Here is an 18,826-nt window from a genome sequence, read left to right as displayed (position 1 = left end):
ACCGCTCGTCAGGAACGCGGTGAACCCACGGGTCAGAGGCCTGCCGGGGCCTCCGAGGCCCCCTCCTGACGGCCTCCGGACGCGGCCCGGAGACGGCCGGTCGCCGGATGGCGGCGACGAAACACGCGCGTAACCCTCGACGGAGAGCGCTCTCCGCTGCCGCCTGGCCGACCCCCTCGGGGGCCTTGCCCGACCGGCCCCTTCCTTCGAACGCGGCCCGTTCTCCGTGGCGGCCTTGTGCTCGCGTGCCGGGCAGGAAGAGACTGGGTTGGGCCAGGTCCCAGGTCGGGAGGTCGACATGCCGCTGACGGTCCGCCGCGAGGCCCGCCGCGAGTTCACCGTCATCACGATCATCGGCGAGGTGGACAGGAACGGCGCCCCCCATCTCGGGGAGAGCATCGACGAAGCCCTGCGCGCGACCAGCCCCAGGCTGCTGTTCGACCTGTCCGGCATGGAGTTCATCGACTCGGCGGGCCTGCGGCTCCTGGTGGGGGCCTGCGAGAAGGCCACGCGGTGCGGCGGCACCTGCGCGCTGTGCTGCCTCTGCCCCACGCCCAGGAAGATCATGGATGTGACGGGCATCGGCGACGCTTTCGACATCTACCCGACCATGGCCGCCGCCCTCGCAGGCGGCCCTCTGGAGAGCCCCGCCTCCCGCAAGCTCCCCTGACCGGCCGTCCGGGAGCGGCCGTCCGGAAGCGGCCGGGCCCCCCGTACGGCGAGCCGGTTCAGGCTACGGTGCGGCGTCCCCCCGCTCGGCCTCCTGGGCGCACACCTCCTCGACGTCGGCGAGCCGGCGCATGCCGTAAACGCTGCGGGCCGTTCGCGGGTTACCCGCCAGGAGCTCCTCGTTGCGGGAGACGAACCACCAGTAACCCGAAGTGAACGGGCAGGCGACCTCGCCGGTCCGCCGGTCGGGACGGTACCGGCAGCCCCCGCAGAAGTCGCTCATCCGGTTGATGTACGCGCCACCGGCGGCGTAGGGCTTGGTCGCGAGCATCCCCCCGTCGGCGTACTGGGACATGCCCACCACGTTGGGCACCATCACCCAGTCGTACCCGTCGACGAAACAGCGGTGGAACCAGTCGGTGAGCCGGGCGGGGTCGAACCCGCGTTGCAGCGCGTAGTTGCCCAGCACCATCAGCCGCACGATGTGGTGGGTGAACCCGGTGTCGCGGACCTGGCGCAGCGCCCACGACAGGCAGCGCGCCTCCACGGCGTCGGCGTCCAGTTCGGTGAACCACCCGGGCAGGGGCGTCCGCGCCGACAGGCGGTTGAGCTCCCGGTACCGCTCGCCGAAGTGCCAGTACAGGTGCCAGACGTAGTCACGCCAGCCGATGAGCTGCCGGACGTACCCCTCGACGCTCCCGAGTGGCGCCCGTCCGGCCCGGTAGGCGTCCTCGGCGGCGCGCACGCATTCCATGGGGTCGAGCAGGCCGAGGTTGACGGCGGGAGAGAGCATGCTGTGGGCCATGACCGGATCGGCCGACAGCATGGCGTCCTGGTACGGCCCGAACACCGGCAGCCGGTGGGCGACGAAGTGCTGAAGCGCCCGCAGCGCCTCCTCCCTGGTGGCGGGGAAGGTCCTCGGCCCGTCACGTCCCACGAAGGCGACCTCGCCCTCGCGTTCCCTGCGGTCGAGGTCGTGGCGCACCTCCTGGTCGATCTCGTCCTCCTCGGCCCGCCACGGCCCGGGGACCTCCATCCCCTCCGACGGCGGCGGGCGGCGGTTGTCGGCGTCGAGGTTCCACCGCCCCCCGGCCGGGCCGTCGCCCTCCATGAGCACGTCGAGGCGGCGCCGGGCGTCGCGGTAGAAGTCCTCCATCAGCAGCCTGCGCCCGTCGCCCCTGCCTTCCGCCCATGCCTTGAACTCCACAGCGGTCGTGGTGAAGCCGCGCGCCGGGAGCACGGTCACCTCCTCGCGGCTCCGGACGAACGCGTCGGCCGCGTAGCTGGTGGGATGGCAGACGGTGAGCCCCCCGCCCACGCGGTCGAGCGCCTCGCCGTAGGTCTCCGTCCGCAGGAACACCGCCCGCTCGCCGAGCTCGGCCGCGCGGTGCCGGAGCGCCGACAGCACGAGGTGGGCCTTCTGCCGGTGGAAACGCCGGCGCCGCAGCACCGACCGTGCCTCGACCAGCAGCACCGGCTGCTCCGCGGAGTCGAGGAAGTGGTCGCCGAGCTGGTCGGCGAAGAGCCATCGCCTGCCGTGATCCCCCATATGCCCATCTTCGTACGGCCGTTTCCGCACCTCACCGCGGGTGGAGGGCTCAGCCGACCGCCGCCGCGCGGGGCTGGTCGAACTGCGTGCGGTACAGCTCTTCGTACCGGCCGCCCTGGGCGAGCAGGTCGGTGTGCGTGCCGCGCTCGACGACCCTGCCGTCCTCGATCACCAGGATGAGGTCGGCGGCCCTGATGGTGGAGAGCCGGTGGGCGATGACCACGGCGGTCCGCCCGGCCAGGGCCTCCCCCAGCGCTTCCTGCACCGCCGCCTCCGACGTGGAGTCGAGGTGGGCCGTGGCCTCGTCCAGGATCACCACGCGCGGGCGCGCCAGCAGCAGCCGCGCGATGGTCAGCCGCTGGCGTTCGCCACCGGAGAGGCGGTAGCCGCGCTCGCCGACGATGGTGTCCAGCCCGTCAGGGAGCGCCGCGATCAGATCTTCCAGGCGGGCCCTGCGCAGCACGTCCCACAGTTCCTCCTCCGAGGCCTCGGGCCTGGCGAGCAGGAGGTTCGCGCGGACGGACTCGTGGAACAGGTGCCCGTCCTGCGTGACCATGCCGAGCGTCTCGCGGATCGACTCGGCCGACAGGTCCCTGACGTCCACGTCCGACAGCCGCACGGCGCCGGCCTCGACGTCATAGAGCCGCGTCGCGAGCTGCGCGATCGTCGACTTGCCCGCCCCCGACGAGCCGACCAGCGCCACCATCTGGCCCGGTTCCGCGCGGAACGACACCCTGTGCAGCACCTCGGCCCCTCCCCGCGTGTCCAGGGTGGCCACCTCTTCGAGGGACGCCAGCGACACCTTGTCGGCCGCCGGGTAGCCGAAGACCACGTCGTCGAACTCCACCGAGACCGGCCCGTCGGGGACGCGGCGGGCGTCCGGCCGGTCGGCGATCAGCGGCTTGAGGTCGAGCACCTCGAAGACCCGCTCGAAGCTCACCAGCGCGCTCATCACCTCGACCCGCGCGCTGGCGAGGGCCGTCAGCGGCGCGTACAGCCGGGTGAGCAGCAGCGCGAGCGCGACGACGGCGCCCGGCTCCAGCCGGCCGGCCAGGGAGTAGTAGCCGCCGAGGCCGTAGACGATGGCCAGCGCCAGCGCGGACACCACCGTCAGCGCCGTGACGAACACCGACTGCACCATGGCCGTGCGGATCCCGATGTCGCGCACCCGCCGCGCCCTGATGGCGAACTCCGCCGACTCCTTCGCCGGCCTGCCGAAGAGCTTGATCAGCGTGGCGCCCGGCGCTGAGAAGCGCTCGGTCATCTGCGTGCTCATGAGGGCGTTGTGGTTGGCCGCCTCCCGCTCCAGCCGCGCCAGGCGCGAGCCCATGCGGCGCGCGGGCAGCACGAACACCGGCAGCAGCACCAGGGCGATCAGGGTCACCTGCCAGGAGATGCCGATCATCACGACCAGCGTCAGCGCGAGCGTCACCACGTTGCCGACCACCCCGGACAGGGTGTTGCTGAACGCCCGCTGGGCGCCGATGACGTCGTTGTTCAGGCGGCTGACCAGCGCTCCGGTCCTGGTGCGCGTGAAGAAGGCGACGGGCATGCGCTGCACGTGGTCGAACACCGCCGTGCGCAGGTCGAGGATCAGCCCCTCACCGATGCTCGCCGACAGCCAGCGTGTGAGCAGCCCCAGCCCCGCGTCCAGGAGCGCGATGCCCGCGATGAGCACGGCGAGCCCGAGGATGGTCTCGAAGGGCGAGCGGTTCACGATCGCGTCCACGACGCGGCCCGCGAGCACCGGCGTAGCCACCGCCAGCACGGCCGTCACCACGCTGAGCACCAGGAACCACGCCAGCATCCCGCGGTGCTTTCGCGCGAACCCGCCGACGCGCCGCAGGGTGGCCATGGAGAACGGCCGCCGATCGTCCTGCGCGTGCATCGCGTTGTACAGCGAATGCCACGCGGTCACTTCCATGTCCATGACGTACCACCGGTCCTGATCTGGGTCAGTATGCGAAAGAGGTCACCGGGGCGGTCGTCACCGGTGACCTGTACCAGACCCTAATTGCTCAACTTAAGTCGAGGTCAAGCTTTCCGGTGTCAGGGCGGGACGGCTCCTCCTGAGATGGGCGGTCGAGTGCCCCGCCACGTGGATGCGCCTCCCCCAGTAGGGGATCCCCCTGTCTGTGACCCGGGCCACCAGCGCCGGCCAGCTGCAGACCGCTCGTTCGAGGACCCAGCCGGGCGCGAGCAGGGAGCTGGTGAACGGGAAGACGCGCCTGCCCCCGCCCCGGCGCCTGCCGACCTCCGCGAGCACGACCACCAGGCCCGCGCACGCGAGGACCGCCCGGTGACGCCTCCGCACGAGCGCGGCCGTCACGGCGGGCAGGATCAGCAGGAAGACCGCCATCCGGGCGGGCTGCGCCAGGTCGTCGTAGGCCTGCCAGACACGCTGCGCGCGGAACCGGTCCAGACCGGGCGGGACGCGGGGGACGAACAGGTCGCGGGGACGGCATTCCCGCCCGCCGTGCGCCCGCACCGTGCGGATGAGTTCGAGGTTCTCGAACAGCACGTCGCCGTCGTACCCGCCCATCGCGAGGAAGGTCGACCGGCGCACGCCGAACGTCCCCGGGTAGTCCGCGCCGAAGGCCCGGTTGAGCAGGGTGCGGGCGGTGTCCCAGCGGGCGTGCCAGGGCAGGGGGCGGTAGTAGTTCTGCGGGCGCACGAGGTCGGCCCCGGCCAGCAGGGCGTCCACGCGGGCCAGCGTGTCCTCGTCGTGGCGGACGTCGTCGTCGGCGATGACCACGTGCTCCCCCCGGGCCCGCCGCAGGCCCGTGGTGACGCCCGAGACCTTGCCGTTGACGAAGTCGAGGTCGCCGTCGGGCCGTACGTGGTCGGCGAGGTGCCCCCAGGCCCGCGCGTGCCGCTCGAACAGCTCCGGCGCCGAGCCGTCGACGACCACGACCCGGGCGTACGTGCTCAGCCGGCGCAGGTAGGCGGTCATCTCCTCCAGCCTGGCGTCATCCCTCCATCGAAGGGGCAGCACGTAGTCGAGATCCATCACGCGGGTTCCGCCGCCAGGCCACCGCCTCGGAGCGACGTGGCCCCGTTCTCCCACGATTTCATGACATGTTCGGCGAAGAGCCGGTCGAGCGCCAGGCCGCACGCGGCCCCGTACAGGATGTCGCCGGCCATGGACGGATACGCGGCGGCGAACGTCCCGCACATGTCGTGCCCGGCGATCTGCTCGTGGACGGCGTCGGCCTGCACGTGCTCGTCGTAGAACCGGGCGGCGGTCGCGTCTCCCCCGACGCGCCGCAGTCCGCGCCCGTACTTGGCGTTCGGGAGCGAGGACGTCATCTCCAGCGCCGCGAGGTGGCCGAGCAGGGCGCCCCTGTGGCGGCGGTGGAGCCCGAAGAGCGACATGACGTTGTTGACCGCCAGGGTGATCGCCGGGACCCGGCCGAGGAAGGCCCCATAGGAGTCGGACAGGCCGAGACCGCGCATCGTGGCGCGGAACAGCTCGGCGTGCATCCGCTCGGTGCGCCCGCCTCCGTACTCGTCGGCCTGGATCTCCACCAGCGCCGCCTTGGCGTGACCGCGCAGCCGGGGGATCCCCCAGGTGTGCGGGTCGGCCTCCTTGAGGTGGTAGATCGACCGGTGGACCACGAACTCGCGGAAGTGCGCCCGCCCGGCCTCGTGGTGCAGGTAGTCCGCGAGCGGGGGGCCGTCGTCGGCCTCCGCCGCCAGCCTGCCGAGCGCCCTCGGCAATTCCCGCGCCGGCACCGGCGGCGGCCGGCGGACCACGGCCGCGAGGCCGTCCTCGAACCGCCGTTCCAGCGTCGCCCGCACGCGCAGCAGCGACGGATCCCACTCCCACCGGTCGTCGACCTCGCCGAAACCCTGGTAGTGCAGCTCGTAGCAGGCGAAGAGCGCGAGCTGGAGATCCTCGTCGTAGGGGACAGGATCGGCGGAGGGCACGACGAGCTCGCCCAGCTCGTGCGGCGGGCGTACGAGCCGCTCGAACAGGAAGGCGCTCACCGGCCCCCGGGGCTCCGGCAGCGCCGGGGCGGTCTCCCCTGCCTGTCTCGCGCTCACGATGTCCACGGGTTCCATGCGGTTCTCACTCCGGAGTGCCGGTGTCGCGCAGCGCCCGCCGCTGGACGGCGAGCAGCCAGGCCATGGACGGCGCGATCAGCGCCACGCCGATGGCGGTCACGACGAGGGTGGCGGTCAGTACCGAGGGCTCTGCGGCGGCCTGGCGGTAGGTGAGGGACGGCGGGAGCATGACGGGGAACTGCGCCAGCGCCCATCCCCACAGGATCGTGATGACGCCCAGCATGGCGGTGGCACGGACCAGCGGGTAGACGCGCCGCCAGAGCAGGACCAGGGAGCCGACGCCGAGCACGGCCCCGGCCACGACCAGGGGAAGCCCCCGGTGGGTGAGCCCGGTGAACAGCCCCGGGGCGTCCCAGCGCAGCACGGCGATGCCGCCGAGCGCGACGGCCCCGATGAGCACGGCCGCGACCAGCCCCCGCACGCGGAACCACTCCGCCAGATCGGGACGCCCGGCCTCGACGGCGTCGTCGCACAGGTACGCCCCGGCGAGGTAGACGCAGACCATGACGGCCAGCACCCCGCCCAGCAGCGAGGTCGGGTTGAGCCAGCTCGTCAGGATGTCCCCCCTGGCCAGCCCCGGCGGCACCCGTCCCGAGGCGATGGCCCCGGCGGCCGTGCCGAGGAAGAACGGGGTGAGGACGGAGGAGACGGCGAAGGCCCCGCCGAAAAGGCGCCGCTGCCAGAGCTCCGTGGCGGCCTTGCGGAAGGCGAAGGCCGTGCCCCTGGCGATGATCCCGATCGCCGCCAGCGTCAGGGGGATGTACAGCGTCGACATCACCGAGGCGAACACCCCCGAGAACGCCGTCCACAGCAGCACGAGCACGAAGATCAGCCATACGTGGTTGGCCTCCCAGACCGGCCCGATCGACCGCTCGATGAGGCCGCGCCGCGCCATGCCCGTACGGCTGCGCCCGGCGAGCAGGTCCCAGGCGCCCCCGCCGAAGTCGGCCCCGGCCAGGAGCGCGTACAGGGTGATCCCCACCCACATCACGACCAGCACGATCCGCGCGGTGTCCATCAGGAGGGTTCCGGCTCGCGCGTGCGGTCCCGCTCCTGGGGGGCGACCGGTCTCTCGCTCCACCTGATCAGGCGCATGACGTAGAGGGTGACGACGGTGAGCACCGTGTAGACGAGCGCGACGACCACGAAGCCGGTCCACAGTCCGGGGGCGGGGTTCACGGCGTCGGACGTGCGCAGATGCCCGTACACCGTCCACGGCTGGCGGCCTACCTCGGTGACGGTCCACCCCGCCTCCACCGCGACCACCGCGAACACCCCCGACAGGGCGGCCGCCCGCAGGAACCACGGTGAGCGGGGCAGTTCCCTCCGCCGCCACCAGGTGTAGCCCAGCCAGGCGGACAGCAGGAGCAGGAGGAAGCCCATCCCCACCATCATGTCGAAGGCCAGATGGACGATCATGACGGGCGGGCGGGCGGCCCTCGGGACCGCGTCGAGTCCCTGGACGACGGTGCCGGGGTTGTGCCCCACCAGGAGCGACAGCCCGTACGGGATCTCGATGGAGTAGCGCAGCCGATCGCCGGTGACGATCCCGCCGACGCTCAGCGGAGCGCCCGCCCCCGTACGGAACAGCGCCTCGGCGGCGGCGAGCTTGGTGGGCTGCAGCGTGGCGACGCGCTTGCCCGCGAAGTCGCCCACCAGGATCTGGATCGGGGTGAACACCGCCGCCAGGGTGAAGGGGACCAGGAACCCCAGCAGGTGGTAACGGTCACGGTGACCCCGGAGCATGCCCGCGGCGTAGACCCCGGCGACCAGGAAACCCGCGACCATGAAGGCCGCCACGATCATGTGAAGGGTCTCGTGGGGCACGGCCGGGTTGAACATCGCCCGCCAGGGGCTCACCCGGTTCACCACCCCGTCCCTGAGGGCGAATCCGCGCGGCGCGTTCATCCACGCGTTCGCGCACACCACCAGGAACGCCGACAGCGTTCCCGCGACCAGCACCGGGATGCCGCTGAGCAGGTGGGCCCTGGGCGGGACGCGGTCCCACGCGTACAGGTAGATGCCGAGGAAGATGGCCTCGATGAAGAACGCGATGCCCTCCGCCGCGAACGGCAGCCCGATCACCTGGCCGTAGGTGCCCATCATCCCCGGCCAGAGCAGGCCGAGCTCGAAGCTGAGGATCGTGCCGGACACCGCGCCGGCCGCGAACAGCACCCCGATCGCCTTGGCCCACTGGCGGGCGAGCCGCGTGTAGTCGGCGTCCCCGGTGCGGATCCCCCGCCACTCGATGATCAGCATCAGCGCGGGCATGCCGACGCCCAGGCAGGCGAGCACGATGTGCCAGCCGAGCGACAGCGCCATCTGCGTGCGGGCCGCGACGAGGTCGGCCGGGGTCGCCGGGCCGGCGGCCGCGAGGACCGACTGCCACGTCGCCATCCGCACCTCCCGCCGCGCCCATGGCGCGCCGGTCGAGGCACGCGTGGTCTGTTTCTGCAGGTTAAGCGGTTGGTGTACGGGAGAGCGGCTTCCCACGCGGCGCGTCGCGCGGGGCCGTGGCGCCTTTGCCCGAACCCGGTTACGGATTTAACTCCCCTCGGGTGACCCGTGCGCGTGGCCTGGCTAGTGTGGGGGTCGTACCGCGCCGTATGGCGTCTCCCGGGAACCCATCGCGACGCTCCGTAGGCCCAGGGCGCACCACACCCCTGAAGGCCGCAGACGAATCTGGATACGGAGTGATTCCCATGCTCAGACGACTCATCGCCACCGGTCCTCTGCCGGCCCTGCACCTTCGGGGCGGGGACGACGACTGGGACGACGACTACGACGACGATTTCGACGACGACTACTAGAACGGTTTCTAGAAGTCGACGACTCCTGGAAACCGTCGGCGACACGGGCCCGGCGACCGCGACCGGTGGCCGGGGCCCAGAGCGCGAAGGCGTCGCCCCGCGAGAAGCTCCTCGCGGGGCGACGCCCATGCGCGCGTGTCCCGGTTCTACCGGTCGGTGATGTCAGGGTCAGCCGCAGCGCCTGCCGTTGTTGATGCAGTCGACGGCCTGCTTCATCAGCGCTTCCGACATCACGTTGATGAAGTCGCCGTGGTCGGTGACCGGCTTGTGGAGCTGCTCGGGGAAGCTGTCGAGCGCGAAGCCCGGACCGGGCGGCACGTTGTAGGTGATGCGCTGCTCCAGGGCCGGGATGGCCTGGAACCCGCTGGGACACGACCCGTCGGCCCCGGTGAACGCGACGTGCGTGCGGTGGTTGGCGCTGTCGGTGTTCTTACCGTCCCAGCAGCTCTGGAACCGCAGGAGGCGCACCACCTGGCTGCCGCGCGGGCAGATCGGGTACTTGTCCTTGAGCTGACGGTTCTCGAACCCCGTGCACGTCCACCGGGCGTTGGCGTTCGTCGGGCCGTTGGTGAACGACTTGGCGTCCCCGGTGATGATGCGCAGGAAGACCGGCATGCCGACCACCTTGCTGGTGGGGTTACCGCTCAGCGTCAGCGTGACGGTGGCGGGGCGCACGATCTGGCCGACGTTGCCGTCCAGGCCGCCGCCGGGCTTGTCGGCGTCGTCACCCTTGCCCTTCTGCAGGCGCAGGACCGGCCAGTAATGGGTGGACTTGTCGCCGTTGGAGCAGGTGGTGCCGGCCGCCTGGAGGCTGTCGTTGGTCGAGAAGCCGCTGGTGTCCCGGTTGCCCACGTAGTCGTGGACGTGGTGGGCGCCGTTGGTGACCCCCGGCGCGACGATCACGTTGTCGGAGTTGTGGTGGCCGTCCTCGTTGCGCCCGCACCGGGAGACGAAGGTGCCCCTCGACGCGCCCTGCTGGTCGCGCGGCTTGTCGGCGTTGGGCCGCACGGTGCGGATGTCGACGAAGTCGTCGGGCGAGGGGCCTGTCGCGCCGCCGGTCGCCGTGGCGCTGGGCGAGGCGGAGGGAGAGGCCGAACCCGAGCCCGTCGGGCTCGCGGTGGGGTTCGCGGTGTCGCTGGGCGACGGCGAGGCGGAAGGGTCGCCGGTGGCGGTGGCCGTGGGGCTCGGAGACGGGGACTGCCCGCCGCCCGCGCCGTTCCGCACCGTACACGCCGTCAGGTTCCGCAGGTCGGCCCGGGTGCCGGCGCGCCGCAGGGCGGTCCCGATGCGGTTGACCGTGACCGAGCGCTGGAACCGCAGCGGGTTGAGCACCGCGTTGCGGATCTGGCTGTTGCTCGCGCGGGCGCCGATCCTGGCAAGCCGCTGGTTCGCCTGGGCGATCTGCCTGTCGATCGTCACCAGGTTCCGGTCCACCTCGGCCTGGGCGGCGGCGGGAACGTCGGTCAACCTGTCGGCGACCGCCGGGCAGTTCACCGTACGGACCTCGCCCGCGCCGGTCCTCGCAAGGGCGCTGGGCGACTCGGAGGCGCCGGGGTCGCCGGAGGCGCTCGGGTCGTCGGACGCGCTGGGAGCCTGGGACGGACCTGGGTCCTCAGACGGGCTCGGAGCCTCGGAAGGCGCGGCGGCCTGGCTCTCGCCGTTCTGCCCCGCGTCGGGACTGGGCGCGCCGGTGCTCACGATGCTCACAAGGCTGTAGCCGGCGCCGGCGGTGAGGGCCGGCAGCGACCCGTCCGCGCTGACCGCCTGCCCAGCCGGAGCCAGGCTCGCCACGACGAGACCGACCCCCGCCCCACCCAGGGCAAGGACACTCAGGACGGGCCTGAACCGCCGTCTGTGCTGGATTCGGATCATTCGAACTCCTCCCGGAGTACGTGCTCATGGCGGCATTGGTTGGTGCCCCATCGTCACGAGGTACGCGGCACGGACCGGAAGAGTTCGACATCCGGGAAAACTTCTGTTCCCACCTGACTCATCCGTAACTACTGAACCGGACCCGCTCCCCGCGCGTACCCGCTGACGGTGACTTCTGCAGGCACACTGATCGGAGATCCGCCATGGGACGCCCAAGCCTCACCACGCGCGCGACCGCCCTCGCCGGGTCCGCCCTCGCGCTCGCGCTCGTCACGGGATGCGGTGGCGGCGCGACCTCGGACGACCCCTCCCTCGCGGCGGCGGGCGGCGCCGCCGCGGCCGACCCCGGCCCCCCGGCCACCCTCAAGCAGCTCGCCACCAAGACGGGATGCGCCAAACCGCAGGTCCAGACCGACGCGGAGGAGCTACGCCAGGGCGTGTGCAAGACCGACAAGGGCCAGTACACCGTCACGACGTTCTCCACCGACAAGGGCAAGGCCGAGTGGCTGGAGGAGGCCAAGAAGTGGGGCGGCAACTACCTCGTCGGCACGCGCTGGGTCATCGCGGGCAACGACCCGGGGGTGCTGCGGTCCTTCAGCGAGAAGGTCGGCGGCAACATCGAGACGACCGCGCCATGACGGGCCGCGCCAGGCGTACGGCCGCGCTGGCCGGCGCCGCCCTCGCCCTCGCCGCCCTCGGCGGGTGCGGCACCGCGCGCGGCGCCACCGGCGGGCCCGCCACCGTGGAGGAGATCGCGGCCAGGACCGGCTGCGGGAAGCCCCAGATGCAGGTCGAGGCCGACGAGCTGCGGCAGGGCGTGTGCAAGACCGGCAAGGGCCAGTACTCCGTCACGACGTTCGCGACGGAGAAGGGCAAGCAGGAGTGGCTGGACGACGCGCTGAGCTACGGCGGCGCCTACCTCATCGGCACGCGCTGGATCGTCCTCGGCAACACCCGGGAGATGCTGGAGTCCTTCCGCGCGACGCTCGGCGGCAGCGTCAGGATGGGCGGGCACATGATGCCGTCCGGCGAGCCCATGCCGGAGGGTCACACCATGCCGCCCGGTGAGCACACGATGCCCATGCCGTGACGCGCGGGGCCGGTCGCCGAGAACGGCTCGGCCCCGCGCGGGACGGCGGATCCTCAGAAGTGCTCAGGAGATGGACAGGGCCCCGGACGGGCACACCTGCACCGCGCGGCGGACGCCCGCCTCCTGCGCGGCGGACGGCTCATCGGTGAGCAGCAGCACGGTGCCGTCCTCCTCGCTCTGGTCGAACACCTCGGGAGCCGTGAGCACGCACATCCCGGCTCCGATGCAGACATCGGTATCCGCTTTTATCCGCATGAGTTGGGAAACCTCCTACCAGGCGACCGGCAACCGGTGAACGCCGTAGATAGCCATGTCGGAACGCATCGAGACCTCCTCGCTCGGTATGGCGAGACGCAGGTCGGGGAAGCGCCGTAGCAGGGCCGGGTATCCGATGCGCATCTCGATGCGGGCGAGCTGCTGGCCGAGACACTGGTGGATGCCGTGGCCGAACGAGACGTGCCCCGTGGCCTGACGCGTGATGTCCAGCTTATCGGGGGTTTCGAAGCGTCCTGGATCACGGTTGGCGGCGCCCAGCGACAGCGTCACCGCCTCCCCCGCCTTGATCGTCTGGCCCTCCACCTGGACGTCCTCCAGGGCCGTGCGCATCGGGCCGATGTGGACGATCGTCAGGAACCTCAGGAGTTCCTCGACGGCGCTCTCGGCCAGTGAGGGGTCCCCGCGAAGCGCGGCGAGCTGGTCGGGGTTGTTCAGCAGCGTGTACGTGCCGAGTGCCAGCATGTTCGCCGTGGTCTCGTGGCCCGCGATGAGCAGGAGCACCGCCACGCCGGTGATCTCCTCGTCGTTGAGCTCCCCCGTGGCGACCAGCCCGCTGAGCAGGGCGTCGTCCGGCTGGGCGCGCTTGCTGACCACGAGGTCGTGAAGGTAGTCCATCAGGCCGTCCATCGCCTCGCTCACCTGTTCCGGCGTCGACTTGAGGCTCAGCAGCCTGGCCGAGTCGCGCTGGAACCGGTGATGGTCGGAGTAGGGCACGCCCAGCAGCTCACAGATCACCAGGGAGGGGATCGGCAGCGCGAACAGCTCCACCAGGTCGGCGGGTGAGCCGGCCTTCTCCATGGCGTCCAGCTGGTCGGAGGTGATCTTCTCGATCCTCGGCTCCAGCTGCTTCATGCGGCGGACGGTGAACTGGCCGGTGAGCAGCCGGCGGAAGCGCGTGTGCTCGGGCGGGTCCTCTCGGAGGAAGAACCCGGGGCGCTTCCTGAGCGCCGCCTGCCTCAGCAGGTCACCGATCGGCGGGTGCATCAACTCGATGCGGGTGCTGAAACGGGGATCGGCGAGCACCGCGCGCACGGTCTCGTACCGGGTGGCTATCCATCCCACGTGGCCGTCGGCGTAGAGCATCGGCCTGATCGGGCCTTCCTCACGCCAACGTCCCAGGTCATCTGGGGGGTCCACCGGGTTCTTCCGTGACATCGGAAGGGTGACCGGTTCGGGCATTGCCTTGGTCATGACGCGCTCCTTGACTTTACAGCGGTCGAAACTTGACGCCCTTTCCTGTAGTCACAGAAAACAGTACCCTCTTTGAAATTGCAATGGATGAAAGAAAACAGCGGATGCAGTAAAGTTCCCCCATGGACCATGGTCCCGGTCTGAGAGAACGCAAGAAGCTGCGCACGCGCCGGGCGCTGATCGAGTCCGCCATGCGCCTCTTCGAGGACAAGGGGTTCGAGGAGACGACCGTGGCCGAGATCGCGGCCGCCGTCGACGTGTCCACACGCACGTTCTTCAGCTACTTCGCGAGCAAGGAAGACGTCGTGTTCTTCGACACGCGCACGCGCGTCGACCGCGCGCTCGCCGTCATCGCCGGCCGGCGGCCATCGGAGCCGGTGGTGGAGCTCCTGCTCCGGGTGGCCGAGGCCACCTTCAACCTCGGCGCCGCGGACACCCACGACCCCTCGGACTCCCACGACCCTTCGGACACCCATGACGCCGAGGAGATCGAGGACCCCGGGGACGCCCAGGTCGCCGAGGACGCCGAGGTGGCTCTGGAGATGACCCCCGCGCGCTCCCACCTGATCTTGTCGGTCCCGGCCCTCCAGTCCCGCGCGCTGCACCTGCTGTTCGACGTCCAGCGGGAGCTCGCCGAGGCGCTGCGGCGGGCCTATCCCGGCGAGCTCGACCCCATCGAGGCCGCCGCCGCCGTCGGCGTGTTCGTCGGAGCGGCCAAGATGGCGGCCATCGCCAGCAGGGACAGGGGCGACCCGCCCGCCATGAGGTGGGCGGCGATCCGCAGGGGCGTCGACATCGCGGTGAACGGGCTGCTCTCGCTCGACACGGGCGCGGGCGCCCTCGGCACGTCCAGAGAGGCGACGACCGCCGGCCGTTCCTAGGCCGCTCCCCCTGTGCAGCAGGCATTTTCGCTACAAAAGGGTAACCGATGGGGTGATGCGGCACGCATTGTGGGCCGAAACGGTTTGATCAGGGTGATCAGCTCGCCACCAGCCTGTTTTACGACAAAATCATCCTCCGAGGGCGTCCACGTGGTGAGCCCTCGACCGTGAGCATCGCGCCCCCTCGGGAGTCCCGCGCCAAGTCCCTGGCGGAATTGGATTGCGGCGCGGCTGTTCGTGGTGTTCCGTCTCGCTGTGGGGTACAGACATGAACAGTCGTGAGACTCTGCCAGCTGGCGAGGGGTCCGAGACGGCCCACACCGGCGGGATCCCGCTCGTCGGCCGCCGCGACGCGCTCCGCTCCTTCACCCAGACGGTCGACGCGACGCTCACCGGCGGGTTCCAGTTCCTGGCCGTGGTCGGGGAGCCGGGGGCCGGCAAGACGCGGCTGCTGGCCGAGCTCGCCTCGTCCGCCGCGGGCGCGGGGCTCAGCACACTGTGGGGCAGGGCGGCGGAGTTCGAGCAGATCATGCCGTTCAGCGCGCTCGTCGACGCCCTGGACGACCACCTGGAGGCCCACCGCGACGAGCTGTCCGAACGGCTCGGAGCGGGGCAGGCCCGGCAGCTCGCCACCGTGTTCCCCGCGCTCGCCGCCAAGATGCCCGAGGGAGCCGAGGGGGCCGAGGCCGCCGACCAGAGCGGCATGGTGCGCTACCGGCTCTACCGCGCGCTGCGGCAGCTCATCGACGAGGTGGCGGCCCCGTCCGGGCTCGCGCTGATCCTGGACGACGTTCACTGGGCCGACGACAGCTCGGCGGAGTTCCTCGACCATCTGGTCCGCCACCCGCCGCGCGGCAAGGTGCTGGTCACCGTCGCCTACCGCCCGGCGCAGGTCACCCCGCGCCTGGCGGCGCTGGTCATGAGCGCGGGCGGCCACGGACGGCAGGTCACGGTCGGCCCGCTCAACCAGGCCGAGGTGGAGGAGTTCCTCGGCCCGCGCGTCAACCGCACACGCGGCCGGGCGCTGTACGAGGCCAGCGGCGGCAACCCCTTCTACCTGGAGGCGCTGGCCCGCATGAGCCGGCTCGACGTCAGCGAGCTGCCGCCGACCGTACGCGCCGCGCTCCAGGTGGAGCTCGGCGACCTGTCCCCCGGGTCGCTGCTGGTCGCCCAGGCGGCGGCGGTGACGGCGGACGAGTTCGAGCCCGCCCTGGCCGCCGCCACCGCCCAGGTCTCCGAGGCCACCGCGCTGGAGGCGCTCAACGAGCTGGTCGCCCGCGACATCGTCCGGCCCGCCGCGGCGGGCCGGTTCCGGTTCCGCCACCCGCTGGTCCGGCGGGCCGCCTACGAGTCCTCTGCCGCCGGCTGGCAGCTCGCGGCCCACGCCCGGCTGGCCGCCCACCTCGCCTCCCTCGGCGCGCCGGCCACCGTCCAGGCCCACCACTTCGAGCGGTCCGGCTCCTTCGGCGACCAGCGGGCGGTCGCCACCCTGGTGGAGGCCGCCCGCGCGGTCGCCGCCCAGGCTCCGGTCACCTCCGCCCACTGGCTGCGCAAGGCCCTCGACCTGATGCCCGAGGAGCCGGGCACGCTGGAGGAACGGCTGGAGCTGCTCCTGGAGCTGAGCCGGGCGCAGGGTGTCAGCGGCCGGCTCACCGAGGGCCGCGACACCGCCCGCGAGCTGCTGCGACTGCTGCCCGAGGACGACCACGCGCGCCGGGCCAGGGCCGCGCGCATCTGCGCCCTCATGGAACGCCAGCTCGACCGCCCCCACGAGGCGCGCGCCCTGCTGCTGGACGAGTTGCGCCGGATGCCCGACCCCCGCGCCGCCGCGGCCATCCCCCTGCGGATGCGGCTGGTCGCCGAGAGCATGATGCGGGTCGACTTCCGCGCCGCGCAGGCCGTCCTCGACCTGATGCCGGACTCCGGGGACGACTGGGAGCCCGACCTCGCCATGGCGGTGGCGGCGCTGCGCCCGATGCCCGCCTACGCCGCGGGCCGGATGGAGGAGGCGCTGCGCAGCGCGGACGCCGCCGACCGGCTCATCACCACGGCCCTGGACGAGCACCTGGCCGAGTGGCTGGACGCGGTGGCCTGGCTGTGCTGGGCGGAGACCAACATGGGCCGCTACTCGGTGGCGCTGCGCCACTTCGAGCGCGCCGCCGCCGTGGCCCGCTCCACCGGGCAGACCTACATACTGACCAACCTGCTCGCCGGCAAGGCCCGCACCCTCATCGTGCTCGGACGGCTCCCCGAGGCGCTGGCCACCGTCGAGGAGTCGGTCGAGGGGGCCCGGCTGCTGGAGTCGGGGCAGCAACTGGTGTTCGCCCTCACCCAGCTCTGCATGGGCTCGGTCTGGACCGGTGACCACGACGCCGGCCTGCGCGCCGGCGAGGAGGCCGTCCAGGCGGGCGTCGGCGGCGGCGAGGCGTGGGGCGACATGGCGCGGCACGCCCGGGGATCGGCGCTGATCGCCGCCGGGCGGCTGGAGGAGGGCATCCAGGCCGTCCTCGACGCCTGCGCCGGGTTCGAGGAGCCACGTCTCGACCGGGGCACGCTGATCGCCTGCTGCGAGCTGCTCGCCCACGCCGAGGCCGCCCGGGGCCGGAGCGACGAGGCCGCCGCGTGGGCCGAGCGGGCCGCCGACCTCTCCCATCCCCATCTGCCGGTCTTCTCGGGCCTGATCCCGCTCGCCCGCGCCCACGCCCTGCGCGCCGTCGACCCCGCCGCCGCGGCGGCCCACGCCGGGAAGGCCGCCGTGCTGCTGGCCGCCGGGGAGCGGCGCCTCGACGCCGGGCGGGCGCTGCTGGTGGCGGGGCTGGCCCACGGCGAGGCCGGCGAGCGCCGCCTCGCCCGCGAGCGGCTGCGCGAGGCGACCGAGGTCTTCCAGGCGTGCGGCGCGCGCGGGCTGGAGGCCCAGGCGATCCGCGAGCGCCGCCGGCTCGGCGTGCGGGTCTCCGCCCTCGGATCCGCCGGGCAGGGCGGCCAGGGCGCCGCGCCGTACGGGCTGTCGCCCCGGGAGCTGGAGATCGCGACGCTGGTCGCCGAGGGGCTCACCAACCAGCTCATCGCCGAGCAACTGTTCCTCAGCGTCCGCACCGTGGAGACCCACCTGTCGCACGTCTTCGCCAAGCTCGGCGTCGGCTCGCGGGTCGGGGTCGCCACCAAGCTGAACCGAAACCCCTGAATCGGAGTCTCATATACGGAATCCCCTGCTCCGGGTACGGGGTTCCCCGGAGTTATGTACGGGGTTTCCACGATGCCGTACGTGCCCGGCGGTTGGCATTGTTGGACCGGGTCACGAGGAGGACGGTCAGATGGAGCACCGCATACCGCGGTACACGCTTGAGGGCGTGAGGGGCGCCGAGGTGTCGGTGCATCCTTTCTCGACCGAGGACGAGCTCGGTCTGACGCTGACGAGGTTCCTCGCGCAGGAATCCGACGACGTCGTGCTGCTCGTCCACGGGCTGACCTCGTCGAGCGACATGTTCATCATGCCGGAGCACCGCAACCTGGTGAGCTACCTGCTGGACAGCGGCTTCGGCGACGTCTGGACGCTCGACTTCCGGATGAGCAACCGGTTCCCGTACAACATGGAGACCCGGCGGCAGACCCTGGACGACATCGCCGCCTACGACCACCCGGCAGCCATGAAGGAGCTCCGCCGTCACGTTGGGGCACGGCGGATCCATGTCATAGCGCACTGCCTGGGGTCGGTGTCGTTCCAGATGAGCCTGTTCGGAGGAGCGGTCGAGGGCGTCACCAGCATGGTCGCCAACAGTGTGGGGCTGACCCCGCGGGTGCCCGCCTGGGCCCGCGTCAAGCTGGGCCTCGGTCCGCTCCTCCTGGAGTACGCCCTCGGCCTGTCCTACCTGGACCCCCGGTTCCACGACGCCCCGCCGCTGACCCGGCGCTGGCTGCTCGCCCGCGCGATCTCGTTCTTCCACCCCGAGTGCCGGGAGCCCGCCTGCCACATGCAGAGCTTCATGTGGGGCAGCGGGCGCCCGGCGATGTACCGCCACCGCAACCTCGCGTCGCGCACGCACGTCCACGAGCGGCTCGCCGACCTGAACGGCGCGTCCGACGTCAACTACTACCGGCACATCAGCAAGATGGTGCGGGCCGGTCACGCGGTGAAGTGCGACCCCGGCAGCCTCGCCCTCGCCGGCCTGCCCGACGACTACCTGGAGCGGGCCGGCGACGTCGAGACGCCCGTGCTGTTCATGACCGGCGACCACAACGACGTCTTCACCGACTCCAACATCGTGTGCCACAAGGTGCTGTCGAAACTCGCGCCCGGCCGCCACGAACTGCAGATCCTGGCCGGGTACGGGCACATCGACCCGCTCATCGGCAAGGACGCCCACGTGGACGTGTTCCCCCGCGTCCTCGACTTCCTGAAGCGCAACGCGGGCTGAGCGAC

The 18,826-nt window shown here is 71.8% G+C and carries 15 protein-coding genes; 6 read left to right on the top strand and 9 right to left on the bottom strand.

Annotated elements, in window-relative coordinates; translation table 11 throughout:
• Positions 1-298: 298 nt before the first annotated feature.
• Complete coding sequence (locus ACGFIV_RS07550) at positions 299-670, top strand: STAS domain-containing protein (protein WP_358558730.1); 372 nt, start codon at positions 299-301, stop codon at positions 668-670.
• Between the two features lie 63 nt (positions 671-733).
• Here ACGFIV_RS07550 and ACGFIV_RS07545 read toward each other — a convergent pair whose 3' ends face one another.
• The 7 genes from ACGFIV_RS07545 to ACGFIV_RS07515 all read right to left on the bottom strand — a co-directional run bounded on the left by ACGFIV_RS07545 (position 734) and on the right by ACGFIV_RS07515 (position 10,968).
• Positions 734-2,218 (bottom strand): cryptochrome/photolyase family protein, encoded by a 1,485-nt coding sequence (locus tag ACGFIV_RS07545; protein WP_358558728.1) that lies wholly within the window; start codon positions 2,216-2,218, stop codon positions 734-736.
• Between the two features lie 49 nt (positions 2,219-2,267).
• Complete coding sequence (locus ACGFIV_RS07540) at positions 2,268-4,148, bottom strand: ABC transporter ATP-binding protein (protein WP_392832888.1); 1,881 nt, start codon at positions 4,146-4,148, stop codon at positions 2,268-2,270.
• A 93-nt stretch (positions 4,149-4,241) separates the two neighbouring features.
• Positions 4,242-5,228: a glycosyltransferase gene (locus ACGFIV_RS07535; protein ID WP_358558724.1), complete on the bottom strand. Its 987-nt coding sequence runs from the start codon at positions 5,226-5,228 to the stop codon at positions 4,242-4,244.
• Positions 5,228-6,283, bottom strand: coding sequence for an iron-containing redox enzyme family protein (locus tag ACGFIV_RS07530; protein ID WP_358558722.1), 1,056 nt, complete (start codon positions 6,281-6,283; stop codon positions 5,228-5,230). Before ACGFIV_RS07530 ends, ACGFIV_RS07535 begins: the two co-directional genes overlap by 1 nt.
• A gap of 7 nt (positions 6,284-6,290) precedes the next feature.
• The gene (locus tag ACGFIV_RS07525) at positions 6,291-7,304 is read right to left on the bottom strand and encodes a cytochrome d ubiquinol oxidase subunit II (RefSeq protein ID WP_392832883.1); all 1,014 of its coding nucleotides are present in this window, start codon (positions 7,302-7,304) and stop codon (positions 6,291-6,293) included.
• Positions 7,304-8,683: a cytochrome ubiquinol oxidase subunit I gene (locus ACGFIV_RS07520; RefSeq protein WP_358558718.1), complete on the bottom strand. Its 1,380-nt coding sequence runs from the start codon at positions 8,681-8,683 to the stop codon at positions 7,304-7,306. The genes ACGFIV_RS07525 and ACGFIV_RS07520 overlap by 1 nt, the downstream gene beginning before the upstream one ends.
• A gap of 581 nt (positions 8,684-9,264) precedes the next feature.
• Complete coding sequence (locus ACGFIV_RS07515) at positions 9,265-10,968, bottom strand: DUF1996 domain-containing protein (protein ID WP_358561071.1); 1,704 nt, start codon at positions 10,966-10,968, stop codon at positions 9,265-9,267.
• 203 nt (positions 10,969-11,171) lie between these two features.
• Between ACGFIV_RS07515 and ACGFIV_RS07510 the strand changes: the two genes are divergently transcribed.
• Positions 11,172-11,606 carry a hypothetical protein gene (locus ACGFIV_RS07510; protein WP_358561068.1) on the top strand — a complete coding sequence of 145 codons (435 nt, stop codon included), beginning with the start codon at positions 11,172-11,174 and terminating at the stop codon, positions 11,604-11,606.
• The gene (locus tag ACGFIV_RS07505) at positions 11,603-12,058 is read left to right on the top strand and encodes a hypothetical protein (RefSeq protein ID WP_358561066.1); all 456 of its coding nucleotides are present in this window, start codon (positions 11,603-11,605) and stop codon (positions 12,056-12,058) included. The genes ACGFIV_RS07510 and ACGFIV_RS07505 overlap by 4 nt, the downstream gene beginning before the upstream one ends.
• Positions 12,059-12,121: 63 nt before the next feature.
• On the opposite strand, the gene ACGFIV_RS07500 is transcribed toward ACGFIV_RS07505, so the two are convergent.
• Both ACGFIV_RS07500 and ACGFIV_RS07495 read right to left on the bottom strand, forming a co-directional pair.
• Positions 12,122-12,313: a (4Fe-4S)-binding protein gene (locus ACGFIV_RS07500; protein WP_358561063.1), complete on the bottom strand. Its 192-nt coding sequence runs from the start codon at positions 12,311-12,313 to the stop codon at positions 12,122-12,124.
• A 15-nt stretch (positions 12,314-12,328) separates the two neighbouring features.
• The gene (locus ACGFIV_RS07495; protein ID WP_392832876.1) at positions 12,329-13,525 is read right to left on the bottom strand and encodes a cytochrome P450; all 1,197 of its coding nucleotides are present in this window, start codon (positions 13,523-13,525) and stop codon (positions 12,329-12,331) included.
• 122 nt (positions 13,526-13,647) lie between these two features.
• Between ACGFIV_RS07495 and ACGFIV_RS07490 the strand changes: the two genes are divergently transcribed.
• The 3 genes from ACGFIV_RS07490 to ACGFIV_RS07480 all read left to right on the top strand — a co-directional run bounded on the left by ACGFIV_RS07490 (position 13,648) and on the right by ACGFIV_RS07480 (position 18,821).
• Positions 13,648-14,406 (top strand): helix-turn-helix domain-containing protein, encoded by a 759-nt coding sequence (locus ACGFIV_RS07490; protein ID WP_358561057.1) that lies wholly within the window; start codon positions 13,648-13,650, stop codon positions 14,404-14,406.
• A gap of 268 nt (positions 14,407-14,674) precedes the next feature.
• Positions 14,675-17,590, top strand: coding sequence for a helix-turn-helix transcriptional regulator (locus tag ACGFIV_RS07485; protein WP_392832871.1), 2,916 nt, complete (start codon positions 14,675-14,677; stop codon positions 17,588-17,590).
• Positions 17,591-17,720: 130 nt separating this feature from the next.
• The gene (locus tag ACGFIV_RS07480; protein WP_358545995.1) at positions 17,721-18,821 is read left to right on the top strand and encodes an alpha/beta fold hydrolase; all 1,101 of its coding nucleotides are present in this window, start codon (positions 17,721-17,723) and stop codon (positions 18,819-18,821) included.
• The last annotated feature ends 5 nt before the right edge of the window (positions 18,822-18,826 follow it).

This window comes from Sphaerisporangium sp. NPDC049003 (assembly GCF_043197795.1).
Classification (GTDB): domain Bacteria; phylum Actinomycetota; class Actinomycetes; order Streptosporangiales; family Streptosporangiaceae; genus Sphaerisporangium.
The sequence above is the reverse complement of the archived record's forward strand: the minus strand, read 5'-3'. Positions and strand labels throughout refer to the sequence as shown.

Coding starts and splice junctions, on each gene's coding strand:
- ACGFIV_RS07550 (WP_358558730.1), top strand. CDS start 299: ATGCCGCTGACGGTCCGCCGCGAGGCCCGCCGCGAGTTCACCGTCATC.
- ACGFIV_RS07500 (WP_358561063.1), bottom strand. CDS start 12,313: ATGCGGATAAAAGCGGATACCGATGTCTGCATCGGAGCCGGGATGTGC.
- ACGFIV_RS07545 (WP_358558728.1), bottom strand. CDS start 2,218: ATGGGGGATCACGGCAGGCGATGGCTCTTCGCCGACCAGCTCGGCGAC.
- ACGFIV_RS07525 (WP_392832883.1), bottom strand. CDS start 7,304: ATGGACACCGCGCGGATCGTGCTGGTCGTGATGTGGGTGGGGATCACC.
- ACGFIV_RS07540 (WP_392832888.1), bottom strand. CDS start 4,148: ATGGACATGGAAGTGACCGCGTGGCATTCGCTGTACAACGCGATGCAC.
- ACGFIV_RS07530 (WP_358558722.1), bottom strand. CDS start 6,283: ATGGAACCCGTGGACATCGTGAGCGCGAGACAGGCAGGGGAGACCGCC.
- ACGFIV_RS07485 (WP_392832871.1), top strand. CDS start 14,675: ATGAACAGTCGTGAGACTCTGCCAGCTGGCGAGGGGTCCGAGACGGCC.
- ACGFIV_RS07490 (WP_358561057.1), top strand. CDS start 13,648: ATGGACCATGGTCCCGGTCTGAGAGAACGCAAGAAGCTGCGCACGCGC.
- ACGFIV_RS07480 (WP_358545995.1), top strand. CDS start 17,721: ATGGAGCACCGCATACCGCGGTACACGCTTGAGGGCGTGAGGGGCGCC.
- ACGFIV_RS07515 (WP_358561071.1), bottom strand. CDS start 10,968: ATGATCCGAATCCAGCACAGACGGCGGTTCAGGCCCGTCCTGAGTGTC.
- ACGFIV_RS07505 (WP_358561066.1), top strand. CDS start 11,603: ATGACGGGCCGCGCCAGGCGTACGGCCGCGCTGGCCGGCGCCGCCCTC.
- ACGFIV_RS07520 (WP_358558718.1), bottom strand. CDS start 8,683: ATGGCGACGTGGCAGTCGGTCCTCGCGGCCGCCGGCCCGGCGACCCCG.
- ACGFIV_RS07495 (WP_392832876.1), bottom strand. CDS start 13,525: ATGACCAAGGCAATGCCCGAACCGGTCACCCTTCCGATGTCACGGAAG.
- ACGFIV_RS07535 (WP_358558724.1), bottom strand. CDS start 5,228: ATGGATCTCGACTACGTGCTGCCCCTTCGATGGAGGGATGACGCCAGG.
- ACGFIV_RS07510 (WP_358561068.1), top strand. CDS start 11,172: ATGGGACGCCCAAGCCTCACCACGCGCGCGACCGCCCTCGCCGGGTCC.